Consider the following 11,567-nt stretch of genomic DNA (forward strand, 5'->3'; position numbering starts at 1 on the left):
CTGAACCCGTGGGTTCTATACCCTTGATCAGGTATACATTGTTGTCAAATCAGGTGAATTGGTCGAATAGGCTATCTGTACTTAACCCTTCGTGTTGCAAAATGTCTTTTAAGCGACGTAATGCTTCCACTTGTATTTGTCTTACACGTTCACGTGTTAAGCCTATTTCACGACCAACATCTTCAAGGGTTGATGGCTCATAGCCTAGTAAACCAAAACGACGAGCAAGTACTTCACGCTGTTTCGGGTTTAACTCTCCAAGCCAATCAACAATGTGCTTGTTGATGTCATTATTTTGTACTTCGCCTTCTGGACCATAGTCTTTTTCATCGGCGATAATATCTAATAACGCTTTGTCATTTTCACCGCCGATAGGTGTATCCACCGAGGTGATTTTTTCGTTTAAACGCAGCATCTTAGTAACATCTTCAACCGGCTTATCTAAGCACTCTGCAATTTCTTCTGCGGTTGGTTCATGGTCAAGTTTCTGCGTTAATTCACGGGCTGTTCTTAAATAAACATTTAGCTCTTTAACCACGTGAATAGGTAAACGAATCGTACGTGTTTGGTTCATGATGGCACGTTCAATGGTTTGACGTATCCACCAAGTTGCATAAGTTGAAAAACGAAAACCTCGTTCTGGGTCAAATTTCTCAACGGCTCTGATAAGGCCTAAATTACCTTCTTCAATAAGGTCTAGTAGCGCGAGGCCACGGTTGTTGTAGCGGCGGGCAATTTTCACCACTAAACGTAAATTACTTTCAATCATTCGCTTGCGAGAGGCTTCGCAGCCTTTCAGTGCTTTTCGAGCAAAATAAACTTCTTCTTCTGCGCTTAGCAGCGGAGAAAAACCAATCTCACCAAGATACAGCTGTGTAGCATCTAAATTCTTGGCAACTTCTTCTTTTGCAAAAATTTCATCTTCGTTGTCGACTTCTTCAAGTAATTCAGAAGACTCTTCTTCAACTACCGTGTCATCAAATTTATCGTCAATCGCGTCAGTTTTTTTCTCAAGTTTTGCTGTGTGACCCATAAGCGTCCTCCCGAGCAAATATGTGATTGAGCTAAATCACTTTATCAATACCCTAAATGGCTAAGGTAGATACTTAGCAGGATTGACTGCTTGACCCCGATAACGAATTTCAAATCTCAAAGCCGTAACCGAAGAGTCTGAACTGCCCATTTCTGCTATTTTCTGCCCTGCCTTTACTTCCTGTTTTTCCTTTACAAGCAACTTTGAATTGTGCGCGTAAGCGCTTAGGTAATCATCATTGTGTTTCAATATGATTAAATTACCGTACCCCCTCAATGCGTTGCCCGCGTATACCACAGTTCCATGTGCAGCAGCTAAAACAGAAGCCCCTTGTTTATTAGTGATCTGTAATCCTTTAAAGCCGTTCTCTTTATTAGAGAAGCGTTTTGTGACTTTACCTTTTGCAGGCCAGCCCCATACAACTTTGGCATTAGAATTACTGCTTTTTTCACTAATTATTTTGTTGGCTTGTTTCTGAACATACTCTCGTTGTTTTGGCTGATCAAGCCCTTTCTTTAATTTTTTGTTATTTTTTTGTATAGAAACAGTAGACTTTTTACTCGAATTCGTATATTTTTTCGTCTTTTTTAATTTTTGTGCCGATTTTGTGAGCGAAATACTCTGCCCAGGGAAGATGGTATAAGGTACTGGAATATCGTTTATTTTTGCGAGCGTTCGAAAATCTTGCTGAGCGCTAAAAGCAATTGAATACAAAGTATCGCCCTTTTTGACTACATATTTTGAGCCAGAGATATTTACTTTGCGTGTGGCGGGTTTAACTTTATTATCTAAACTACTAACCGGTGCCGGTGCTTCGCGAGAAGTACAACCAAAGAGCAAAATACTAAGAAACAAAGTAACATAGACTGTTAACTGCCTGCTCATCGTAAAATGCTCCTTATCGTACTAGTTTAATGGTTTTGCGGGTTATCGCAGTAAAAAGTACGCAACCACAACTAAAACAACTAATCCCCAGCCAAGCGCTTCAACATATTGACGTAATTTTTGCTCCATTTTAACGCCGCCCCACTTCATTAAAGCCGACACTAAGAAGAAACGCGCGCCACGACCTATTGCCGAGGCAATTAAAAATGGCAAGAATGCCATTTGCATCAAACCTGCACCTATGGTGAAAACCTTATAAGGTATAGGAGAGAAGCCCGCTAAAAACACAACCCATACACCATAGTTTTCAAACCAACTTAGCGCTGTGTCAAATTTGGCTTGCCAACCCATTTGCGCAATCAGCGGTTCGACTACTGGTTCGAATAACCAAAAGCCAAGTAAGTAACCTAAAATACCGCCAATCACTGAAGCAATAGTCGTAAAGCTGGCAAAGCGCCATGCTTTATCTGGCTGAGCAAGCGACATAGGGGCTAGCATGACATCCGGTGGCACCGGAAAAAAAACAGATTCAGCAAAACTCATCCCTGCTAAATAACGCTCCGCATGACGATGTTTAGCCCATACCAGCGCCATATCATATAACTTAGTAAACAACTTCAAAGTTTAACGTCCTATTCAATATCACCAGGTACCAAAGGTACAAATCTTACTGGTGCAACTTTATGTTCTGTAAATGTATCGCCATTTCTAACGACCATCATTAATTGCTGATCTTGCTCACCGATAGGTGCAATCATAACGCCCCCATCAGCAAGTTGTGCCAGAAGTCCTTGTGGCATAGTGGCCGCAGCGGCAGTAACAATAATCCCCTCAAATGGAGCTTGCGACTGCCAGCCTTGCCAACCGTCACCGTGTTTCATGGTGACATTATATAAATCAAGCTTATGCAAACGGCGTTTTGCTTGCCATTGCAATGCTTTAATACGCTCTACCGAGCACACTTTAGTGAAGGTTTTTGCCAATATTGCCGTTTGGTAGCCAGAGCCTGTGCCAATTTCGAGCACTTTATCACGTACGCCAGCTAAGCGAAGCAGCTCAGTCATGCGTGCGACAATATATGGCTGCGAAATCGTTTGTCCTTGACCGATTGGCAGTGCGGTATTTTGATAAGCTTTGTGTTGCAAAACATCATCGATAAAAATGTGTCTGGGCGTTGAGGCTATCGCTTCAAGCACAGTACTATCTTCTACACCCTCGCGTTTTAATAGTTCAGCTAATGCCAGTGCACTGCGATTATAATTAGTCAGCACTATTAATCTCCATATTTGCTAACCAGCTATCGACGGCTTGTAAGCTCTCTTTCGCCGTCATATCAACACTAAGTGGGGTCACTGATGCATAACCATTATTAATGGCATAAAAATCAGTGCCTTCACCTGCATCACTTTCAGCACCAAGGGTACCATACCAATAAATGTCACGTCCCCATGGGTCTTGTTGTTTCGTCATGGTTTCAGCTTTATGACGCGAACCTAAACGGGTTACCTTAACTCCTTTTAGCTCAGTAAGCGGAATATCTGGCACGTTTAAGTTGATGATTTGATCTTTCGGTAATGGGTGCGATGCCAACTCTTTGATAATACTCACCGCGACCGCAGCTGCAGTTTCAAAGTGATTTCCTTCTTTAGAGCATAACGACACAGCAATCGCCGGCAGTCCTAAGTGGCGCCCTTCAGTGGCCGCTGCTACTGTACCTGAATACAAGGTATCATCACCTAGGTTGGCGCCGTGGTTTATTCCTGCAACCACTAGATCTGGCTGCTGCTCGACTAATTCATTAACTCCCAAATGCACACAGTCAGTCGGCGTGCCATTAATCGAAATAAAGCCATTATCAAGGGTGGTTGCACGCAATGGGTTCATGAGCGTTAATGAATTACTTGCGCCACTACAATTACGATCTGGCGCTACTAAGGTCACATCTGCTATTTGCGTCAATGCTTGATACAAAACCGCAATCCCTTTAGCATGTACGCCATCATCATTGCTCAATAAGATTTTCATTTACGCATCCTTTTGTTTTTGTTCTCTGGGGCTTGCATCTCGATAGTCCACCAGCTCACGCAGCAGGGCGGTAGCAAAACAGCCTTTTGGTAAACCAAAACTTAACTTTAAAGTAGTTTCATCAATCGTTTCAACAGCTAATGAATCAGGAATAAGTCGTAACATTCTACGCTCATTCTTAAGGCCAAGTTCGCTAAGGCCCTCTATCCAAGACTGATAAGGTTCGAGCCACACTTTTTCGGTTTCGGTCAGGCCTTTTTCGCCTTTACCAACCATAGGTGCCGACATCACAATATCGCCAGACGCTAAGCGCGCAATATTGTCATCACTAATATTGTCTTCAAAAAATGCATTACTGCCGCTGAGCATAAACACTTCGCGGTGCATTGTTTTCGCAAGGCCATGCTCGGCAACTCGCATGCTCACGATTTCATTAAACACATAAGAGCGTGCAGCTGAAATAACTAAGCCACGCAATTTTTTGTCGCGGATACGCTCTCCAGCAAACATGCGCTTTGCCATTTCAAGGTTGTGACCACCATGGCCAAAGCGCTGCTCACCAAAGTAATTAGGCACACCTGCACGCACCGCGTTGATACGGCACAAAATATCCAGCGGCTCAGTGACATTACGTAATGTAATGGTAAAGCGGTTGCCTTTATGGCAGCCAGTTCTGAGCTTACGATTATGGCGCTGTTGCGATATTACAAAAAATTGCTCGTTATTCAGTTCACTAAATTCTATATGCTTTTTAATTGGAACTGGCACGCTAAACCATTGGGTACACACGCCATGGCGGTCTTTTAAGCCTGCATAACTCACATCACGTGGAGATACCCCTGCTTTTTCGGCAATGCGTTTCGCAATAAACTGAGTATTTTCGCCTTTTTTTACAACCTGCAAGCAAACATGTTCACCAGAACCGGTAAACTCAATACCTAAGTCTTCATCAACCATGAAGTCTTCGGCATGAGTTTTAAAGTCAGCCTTAGAAAGAGGTTTACCGTAAAGGTAGTTTAACTCACTCATGCGCTTTGTTTGCTCATAATCACCACTGCGTGGCTTGAGATACCTTCTTTGCGGCCTTCAAACCCAAGCTTCTCAGTGGTTGTTGCTTTCACATTAACTTGTGAAATATCAGCTTCAAGGTCTTGGCATAAGTTTTCACGCATAGCTTGAATATGCGGCAACATTTTTGGTGCTTGCGCAACAATCGTCACATCGGCATTGCCAAGTACATAACCTTGCTCTTTAGCAAGCCCAACCACGTGGCGTAGTAAAATTCGGCTATCAATATTTTCGTATTCGCTCGCAGTATCAGGGAAATGCTTACCAATATCACCCATTGCCAATGCGCCTAAAATGGCATCACACAATGCGTGAATGGCAACATCACCATCTGAATGAGCTAAAAAGCCTTGTGGGTAATCTATTTTTTCACCACAAATTACCAACGGGCCTTCGCCGCCAAATTTGTGTACATCAAAGCCATGGCCAATTCGAATCATGAAGTACTCTCGTTTTGTTGTTTTTGCAGTAAAAATGCTGCTAAATCTAAATCTTCTGGGGTGGTGATTTTAATGTTGTCACTGCGACCTGCAACCAGCTTAACAGGTTGCTTAGCCCATTCAATTGCCGATGCCTCATCAGTGATAGTCACACCATTTTTAAGGGCACTTGATAGCGCATTAGTCAGCGCTTGATAAGGGAAAAGCTGAGGGGTGAGTGCCTGCCATAAATCATCACGTGGCACCGTTTGCTCACTGTGGGTATGACCGCGCTTAATGGTGTCTTTTACTTTTGACGCTAAAATACCGCCTTCATTGGCAGCAATACATTCAGTCATTAAACGCTGAATATCTGCCAGACACACTAACGGCCTTGCCGCATCGTGAACAAGTACCCAATCAGGTGGGTTGTCAGCAAGTGATAGTAAGGCGTTAAGCACAGAATCAGCGCGCTCTTTACCACCACTCACACACTCAATACGCTTATCTATGTGTGGTAAATCAGCAAAGTAGCCGTCATCATCGCTAATTGCTACTTTGATGGTGTTTAATTCGTTAAGTTCTGCAAGTTTACTTAGGGTATGTTCTAAAATAGTTTTACCCGCAAGTTCAATATACTGCTTTGGCGCCGAATGCTGCATTCGACTCCCTACTCCCGCAGCGGGAACAATGGCGGTGATAGTTTGCTTAGTGTTCATTTTGCTGTTGACCTGGTAATACGCGAATAAAGGTTTCGCCAGGTTTAATCATTCCTAATTCATTACGCGCCCGCTCTTCGATGCCCTCTTGACCGAGTTTTAAGTCTTCAATATCGGCTTTGAGCACTTTATTGCGCTTTAACAATTTAGCATTGGTGTCTTGATGAGAGGTAACCGCTTGTTTTAAACGAGTGTAATCTTGCACCCCATTATGGCCAAACCATAAGCGGTACTGAATAAATAAAGCCAAACACAACAAGGCGAATTGAAAAACCCGCATTGAACACTCCTTCGCGGTTAAATTAAGTCAAAGGGCGTTTTAAATTACGCCAATTTATATTGCTTGCTAGCAGCATTTCTCTTAATGACAAACGCTTAGGTGTGATGCGTTTATTAAATTGCCATTGATGACCGCAACACGCCGCTGCCATCACCGCCTTTGCAGGCTTAAGCAATTGAATATGCGTGTTTTCTAGCGATTCACCGGAAGTATCAAACCAACCAAGCTCGTTGCAATGTACCTTATTGTCGCTTACTTGATCTAAGCTGTCTATGCGCACGGTTGTACATTGCTCGTCATTAATTAGCACGGGAACAATTAACCCGCGCTTAGCATGTTGACTATAAAAGTCTTTTGAGTCTTTTTTATTATAAACAGGCGGCGTTGTTTTTTGTTTTTCAAGCCAACTGCCATTTTGTGAATCGAGCTGTAGTGGCGCATCACCACTGACAATACGCATAGCTAAACGCTCAATATAGTAAGGCAGGCTTGCTAATAAACGTTTTAGCCTTGCTGTATCAGGTTCATCAACTAAACGCGGGATCTCACGAGCATAAAATGCATTACATAACTGCGCATACAAAGCTCGCTCGGCATCAGTTTGCCAAATTTCGGCTTGTTGCGAGTGTTCGCTCTGTGAAGTTGGTTTAGACAATGCGCGCTCTTATAAAACAATTGCTTGACTGTTTTATAGCATAGAGCGTTTATTGAGCGCTACTTTACTGCGCCTTTTTTACCCAATTTTGCGTTACCAGTTTCTAAAAACTGCACCACTGCATCACGCTTTTTACCTAATAACAAACTACCATCAGCTAAAAACATAAAGTTTTGCCAACAACGTTTAAAAACGGCAAAGCTGGTTTCAATAATATTGTCGCGAGCCATGCAAAAATAAACAGTGGTGTTTGCTTCCCACTCTAAGTGGTTAAGGATTTCTTCTGGCAACTGCTCATCGCCCGCTTCCCATGCACTTTCCCAGTTAATGGTCTCTGAAAAGCTGTCGTCTTTGCCGCACCAATCTGTTTTATCAAAAAAGTCAGGGTGATCATGCTCGCGGCTCACCATAGTAGTCCATAAAACCGCAGCGCGTTCAGCGCTCATTGGTTTAATTTGTGCTGCGTCTTCGCTGCTTATCGGCATATCTTTATGACGAAAAACCCAGGCTTTTTTGTATTCATCTAACGAAATATAATTCATAGTTTAGGCAGTTTGTTTCAGCGTAAAATGTGCAAACTGCAATTATACCCAAATGACTCCAAGATGCGAGATAAACACATGACAATCAAACCCGGTATTTACCAACATTACAAAGGTCCAAAATACAAAGTTGAATATGTTGCTACTCATAGCGAAACGAATGAGCCACTGGTAATTTATCAAGCGCTATACGGCGAATTTGGCATGTGGGCACGCCCGCTTAGTATGTTTACAGAAACCGTCACTGTCGAGGGTAAAACGATACCGCGTTTTGCATACCTTTCAGACGCCGACTAACTGTGGCATCATGACGCTATTAATCACTGCTCAGACCAGATAAGGTGACATCGTGCTTTTTAATTCAACCGACAACTACATTGCCAGTAACTCATTAAAACAAGCGGTTAACGCAGCGATCTTGCTCGAAAAGCCGCTGCTAATAAAAGGTGAGCCCGGCACAGGTAAAACCATGCTGGCCGAGGAGCTTGCAAAAAGTTTAGACACCACGCTAATTCAATGGCACATCAAATCAACCACTAAGGCGCAGCAAGGCCTGTATGAATATGATGCGGTATCGCGCCTTCGCGACAGCCAGTTAGGTGATGAGCGTGTGCACGATATCAGCAACTACATTGTAAAGGGGAAATTATGGCAAGCCTTTACCTATGGTGAGCAACATAACAAGCGCCCTGTGCTATTGATTGATGAAATCGACAAAGCCGATATTGAATTTCCCAACGACTTGCTATTAGAGCTCGATAAAATGGAGTTTCATGTTTATGAAACCGGCGAGCGCGTGGTTGCTAAGCAACGTCCGATTGTGATCATCACGTCAAATAACGAAAAAGAGCTGCCAGATGCCTTTTTACGTCGTTGTTTTTTCCATTACATTGATTTTCCAAGTAGTGAAGAAATGGCACAAATTATCGATGTACATCACCCTCACGTTAAACAAGACCTAGTTCGCCAAGCACTTGAGGTGTTCTTTAATCTACGTGAAGTAAACGGCATTAAGAAAAAACCATCAACCAGCGAATTGCTTGATTGGTTAAAGCTACTGATGGCCGAAGATATAGACGCTAAAACACTGCATGATAAAAGCCAAAAAGGCGGCTTAATGCCCATGTTTGGCGCACTATTAAAGAACGAGCAAGACATTAGCTTAATCGAAAAACTTGCGTTTATGAGCCGCCGTTAAGATGTTAATTGCGTTTTTCTTTAAGCTTCGCGAGTACCGCTTACCTGTTAGTTTGCGAGAGCTACTTGATTTGATCAATGCGCTCAAGCAAGGGGTTATTTTTGCCGACGTTGACGCGTTTTATTATTTGGCGCGTACCATCATGGTCAAGGATGAAACCCACTTTGACCGTTTTGATAAAGCCTTTGCAGATTATTTTAGTGGTGTGACCGACCTTGATCTGCTCGAAAGCTTAAAACAGCAACACGACTTGCCTAATGATTGGCTACGCAAAGAGTTTGAAAAACACTTAAGCGAAGAAGAAAAAGCGCAATTACAAGCCATGGGCGGCCTTGATAAACTCATGGAAACCCTCAAGCAACGCCTTGAAGAGCAGCAAAAGCGCCATGCTGGGGGTAATAAGTGGGTGGGCACCGGTGGCACTTCACCATTTGGCGCCTATGGTTATAACCCTGAAGGTGTGCGTATTGGTCAAGACGGTAACCGACATCGCCGTGCGGTAAAAGTATGGGATAAACGCAGCTACCGAAACCTTGATAGTGACCGTGAAATCGGCTCGCGCACCATTAAACTCGCTCTAAAAAAACTGCGTAAATTTGCCCGTACTGGTGCAAGCGATACTCTCGATTTAACCGAAACCATTCGCGCAACCGCAAAACAAGGCGGCATGCTCGATGTAAAAATGGCACCAGAGCGCCATAATGCGGTAAAAGTATTGATGCTGTTTGATATTGGCGGTTCAATGGATGATTACATTCATACCTGCGAAGAGCTATTTAGCGCCGCTCACAGCGAGTTTAAACACCTTGAGTTTTACTATTTTCATAACTGTTTGTATGAGCATGTTTGGCAAGACAACGAACGTCGTCACTCTAACGTCATTGATACCATGACCTTGATTAACAAGTTCACCAGCGACTACAAGGTGATCTTTGTTGGTGATGCCACCATGGGTCCCTACGAAATCGCCTACCCCGGTGGCAGCGTTGAGCATTGGAATGAAGAACCCGGCAGCGCTTGGTTAAACCGCATAACCAATCACTTTGATAAAGTCGCTTGGCTCAACCCACAACCCGTTGAACATTGGCGCTATTATCAATCAATTGATTTTATAAAGCAGTTAATGGACAACCGCATGTACCCACTCACGCTAGATGGGATTAGTAATGCGATTAGGGAGTTGAGTTAGAGCCGTCAAACAGCATAAAAACTGAGAAATGAATGTAAAGTTACAATTGTTTATAAACGCAAATAACTAAGCACCTTCTCGATCAGCTAAAAACTGACGGCTGAAAGCTGACAGCTCCCATTACATTACCTTCCAAACCAAAAACACTAGCGCAAAGCTCACCAAATAAGCTAAGCCTAACCAGCTCAATATGCGAAGTAAGGTTGAGTGATGAATGCTGGCTTCTGAGCGCACTAAACTAAAGTTAAGCCATGCAAATACAGGAGTGGTTACAAAAGCGAGGGTCATAGCAAAAGTAAGCATTGGGCCAAGGGCTGATTTAAAGAATAAAATCACTGCCATGCCAGCAAATGCTTGCAGTAATAACCACATATTTAAACTGTATTTAGATTGTTTAATCGGTAGCAGTTTATGTGACTCATTTAATGTTCTAGCGTAGCCATCAAGCACTGTTAGCGTGGTGCCAAACATACATAAGAAAGCGATACCTGAAACCAGTGGCCTTGCCCACTCGCCCATAGTGAGGGCATACATATCAATTAGCTGCTTTGCAAAGGCGACTCCACCTAATTGCACAGCTTGTGCTTGGCCATATTGCACTAACACACCTAATGAAAAAAACACTAACGCAAGTGCTGCGGTAAGCCAGTAGCCCAAATTAAAATCAAACAAGCCTTGTTGCTTTGTCACGGCTTGTTGATGCTGCTTTTCTTTTAGCCACAGTGAGCTGATTGCTGATATTTCAATGGGTGCAGGCATCCAGCCCATGAGCGCGACCATAAAGCCAAGCATGGCAAGTTCATACGGCGACGGGCCTACATAGTCAACCGGTGCCATTGGGCCATTATTAATTGCCACAACCAACGCAGCCACGGTTGTAACCGTTAGCAGCCCCATAATGAGCTTTGAAACATTATCGAGCGCCTTAAAGTGCCCCAACAACAAAATAAGCAAACACACAGCTAAAATCAGCCAACATAATAAGGTTACAGAGACAGTGACAGGTAATGCATAGTGCAGCAGACTGGCCGTTAATAATAAAACCCCTGCAGTATTTACTACCGCAGCGACAATATTAAGCGCAATAAAACTATAGAAATACCCCGGCCCTTTTTGCTTGTAGCCTTCAACTAAACTTTGTTTAGTCGCGAGCGTGTACTCCATGCCAAATCGAAAGAATGGGTACTTCAATACGTTTACTACAATGATTAGCCAAAATAGCTGCCAGCCGAATAACGATCCTGCTTGTGTTGATGCTACTAGATGTGAGCCACCAATGGCGGCTGTAGCCATTAAAATCCCCGGCCCTAATGCATTTAATTTAGACTGCCAATTTGATACTGCTGATTGCATAAGTTGTGTGTGTTTTATTCTTAGTAACAAGCAACTTACAGCGTTTTGGGTGAGATTGGAAGCTGAGCAAGTTAGAGTTAGCAAGTTAGCAAGTTAGCAAGTTAGCAAGTTAGCAAGTTAGCAAGTTAGCAAGTTAGCAAGTTAGCAAGTTAGCAAGTTAGCAAGTTAGCAAGTTAGCAAGTTAGCAAGTTAGCAAGTTAG

The 11,567-nt window shown here is 43.2% G+C and carries 15 protein-coding genes; 3 read left to right on the top strand and 12 right to left on the bottom strand.

Annotated elements, in window-relative coordinates:
• Positions 1 to 49: 49 nt before the first annotated feature.
• From rpoS to ABMY41_RS03445, 11 genes are read right to left on the bottom strand one after another with little or no spacing between them, the layout of a single operon-like run.
• Positions 50 to 1,033: an RNA polymerase sigma factor RpoS gene (rpoS, locus tag ABMY41_RS03395; protein WP_054551147.1), complete on the bottom strand. Its 984-nt coding sequence runs from the start codon at positions 1,031 to 1,033 to the stop codon at positions 50 to 52.
• Positions 1,034 to 1,093: 60 nt separating this feature from the next.
• Complete coding sequence (locus ABMY41_RS03400; protein ID WP_251600956.1) at positions 1,094 to 1,918, bottom strand: peptidoglycan DD-metalloendopeptidase family protein; 825 nt, start codon at positions 1,916 to 1,918, stop codon at positions 1,094 to 1,096.
• Positions 1,919 to 1,960: 42 nt separating this feature from the next.
• Positions 1,961 to 2,539 (bottom strand): YqaA family protein, encoded by a 579-nt coding sequence (locus ABMY41_RS03405; protein WP_054551145.1) that lies wholly within the window; start codon positions 2,537 to 2,539, stop codon positions 1,961 to 1,963.
• 11 nt (positions 2,540 to 2,550) lie between these two features.
• Positions 2,551 to 3,189: a protein-L-isoaspartate(D-aspartate) O-methyltransferase gene (locus ABMY41_RS03410; RefSeq protein WP_054551144.1), complete on the bottom strand. Its 639-nt coding sequence runs from the start codon at positions 3,187 to 3,189 to the stop codon at positions 2,551 to 2,553.
• Positions 3,179 to 3,943 carry a 5'/3'-nucleotidase SurE gene (gene surE, locus ABMY41_RS03415; RefSeq protein WP_287245921.1) on the bottom strand — a complete coding sequence of 255 codons (765 nt, stop codon included), beginning with the start codon at positions 3,941 to 3,943 and terminating at the stop codon, positions 3,179 to 3,181. Before surE ends, ABMY41_RS03410 begins: the two co-directional genes overlap by 11 nt.
• Positions 3,944 to 4,972, bottom strand: a complete 1,029-nt coding sequence (locus tag ABMY41_RS03420; protein WP_349274139.1) for a tRNA pseudouridine(13) synthase TruD — start codon at positions 4,970 to 4,972, stop codon at positions 3,944 to 3,946.
• Positions 4,969 to 5,451, bottom strand: coding sequence for a 2-C-methyl-D-erythritol 2,4-cyclodiphosphate synthase (gene ispF / locus ABMY41_RS03425; RefSeq protein ID WP_055198208.1), 483 nt, complete (start codon positions 5,449 to 5,451; stop codon positions 4,969 to 4,971). The genes ABMY41_RS03420 and ispF overlap by 4 nt, the downstream gene beginning before the upstream one ends.
• The gene (gene ispD / locus ABMY41_RS03430) at positions 5,448 to 6,149 is read right to left on the bottom strand and encodes a 2-C-methyl-D-erythritol 4-phosphate cytidylyltransferase (protein ID WP_289097834.1); all 702 of its coding nucleotides are present in this window, start codon (positions 6,147 to 6,149) and stop codon (positions 5,448 to 5,450) included. Before ispD ends, ispF begins: the two co-directional genes overlap by 4 nt.
• Complete coding sequence (ftsB, locus tag ABMY41_RS03435; protein ID WP_054560903.1) at positions 6,139 to 6,429, bottom strand: cell division protein FtsB; 291 nt, start codon at positions 6,427 to 6,429, stop codon at positions 6,139 to 6,141. Before ftsB ends, ispD begins: the two co-directional genes overlap by 11 nt.
• Positions 6,430 to 6,451: 22 nt before the next feature.
• On the bottom strand, positions 6,452 to 7,084 hold the full coding sequence (locus ABMY41_RS03440; RefSeq protein ID WP_054560904.1) for a hypothetical protein: 633 nt from the start codon (positions 7,082 to 7,084) through the stop codon (positions 6,452 to 6,454).
• 59 nt (positions 7,085 to 7,143) lie between these two features.
• Positions 7,144 to 7,626 (bottom strand): DUF2947 domain-containing protein, encoded by a 483-nt coding sequence (locus ABMY41_RS03445; protein WP_062564834.1) that lies wholly within the window; start codon positions 7,624 to 7,626, stop codon positions 7,144 to 7,146.
• 78 nt (positions 7,627 to 7,704) lie between these two features.
• On the opposite strand from ABMY41_RS03445, the gene ABMY41_RS03450 reads away from it, so the two are divergent.
• Genes ABMY41_RS03450 through ABMY41_RS03460 form a run of 3 tightly spaced genes read left to right on the top strand, consistent with a single transcriptional unit; the run spans position 7,705 to position 10,013 of the window.
• The gene (locus ABMY41_RS03450) at positions 7,705 to 7,923 is read left to right on the top strand and encodes a DUF1653 domain-containing protein (protein ID WP_055021017.1); all 219 of its coding nucleotides are present in this window, start codon (positions 7,705 to 7,707) and stop codon (positions 7,921 to 7,923) included.
• Positions 7,924 to 7,975: 52 nt separating this feature from the next.
• The gene (locus tag ABMY41_RS03455; protein ID WP_135926022.1) at positions 7,976 to 8,824 is read left to right on the top strand and encodes a MoxR family ATPase; all 849 of its coding nucleotides are present in this window, start codon (positions 7,976 to 7,978) and stop codon (positions 8,822 to 8,824) included.
• A 1-nt stretch (position 8,825) separates the two neighbouring features.
• Entirely contained in the window at positions 8,826 to 10,013 is a 1,188-nt protein-coding gene (locus ABMY41_RS03460; RefSeq protein WP_349274140.1) for a VWA domain-containing protein, read from the top strand.
• A gap of 120 nt (positions 10,014 to 10,133) precedes the next feature.
• Here ABMY41_RS03460 and ABMY41_RS03465 read toward each other — a convergent pair whose 3' ends face one another.
• Complete coding sequence (locus ABMY41_RS03465) at positions 10,134 to 11,366, bottom strand: divalent metal cation transporter (protein ID WP_349274141.1); 1,233 nt, start codon at positions 11,364 to 11,366, stop codon at positions 10,134 to 10,136.
• Positions 11,367 to 11,567: the final 201 nt, after the last annotated feature.

The sequence above is a fragment of the Pseudoalteromonas sp. BZA4 genome (assembly GCF_040104395.1).
Taxonomy (GTDB): domain Bacteria; phylum Pseudomonadota; class Gammaproteobacteria; order Enterobacterales; family Alteromonadaceae; genus Pseudoalteromonas.

Excerpts from the sequence above, each read along its gene's own strand:
- ispD (WP_289097834.1), bottom strand. The coding sequence starts at position 6,149 with ATGAACACTAAGCAAACTATCACCGCCATTGTTCCCGCTGCGGGAGTA.
- ABMY41_RS03465 (WP_349274141.1), bottom strand. The coding sequence starts at position 11,366 with ATGCAATCAGCAGTATCAAATTGGCAGTCTAAATTAAATGCATTAGGG.
- rpoS (WP_054551147.1), bottom strand. The coding sequence starts at position 1,033 with ATGGGTCACACAGCAAAACTTGAGAAAAAAACTGACGCGATTGACGAT.
- ABMY41_RS03400 (WP_251600956.1), bottom strand. The coding sequence starts at position 1,918 with ATGAGCAGGCAGTTAACAGTCTATGTTACTTTGTTTCTTAGTATTTTG.
- ftsB (WP_054560903.1), bottom strand. The coding sequence starts at position 6,429 with ATGCGGGTTTTTCAATTCGCCTTGTTGTGTTTGGCTTTATTTATTCAG.
- surE (WP_287245921.1), bottom strand. The coding sequence starts at position 3,943 with ATGAAAATCTTATTGAGCAATGATGATGGCGTACATGCTAAAGGGATT.
- ABMY41_RS03420 (WP_349274139.1), bottom strand. The coding sequence starts at position 4,972 with ATGAGTGAGTTAAACTACCTTTACGGTAAACCTCTTTCTAAGGCTGAC.
- ispF (WP_055198208.1), bottom strand. The coding sequence starts at position 5,451 with ATGATTCGAATTGGCCATGGCTTTGATGTACACAAATTTGGCGGCGAA.
- ABMY41_RS03445 (WP_062564834.1), bottom strand. The coding sequence starts at position 7,626 with ATGAATTATATTTCGTTAGATGAATACAAAAAAGCCTGGGTTTTTCGT.
- ABMY41_RS03450 (WP_055021017.1), top strand. The coding sequence starts at position 7,705 with ATGACAATCAAACCCGGTATTTACCAACATTACAAAGGTCCAAAATAC.
- ABMY41_RS03460 (WP_349274140.1), top strand. The coding sequence starts at position 8,826 with ATGTTAATTGCGTTTTTCTTTAAGCTTCGCGAGTACCGCTTACCTGTT.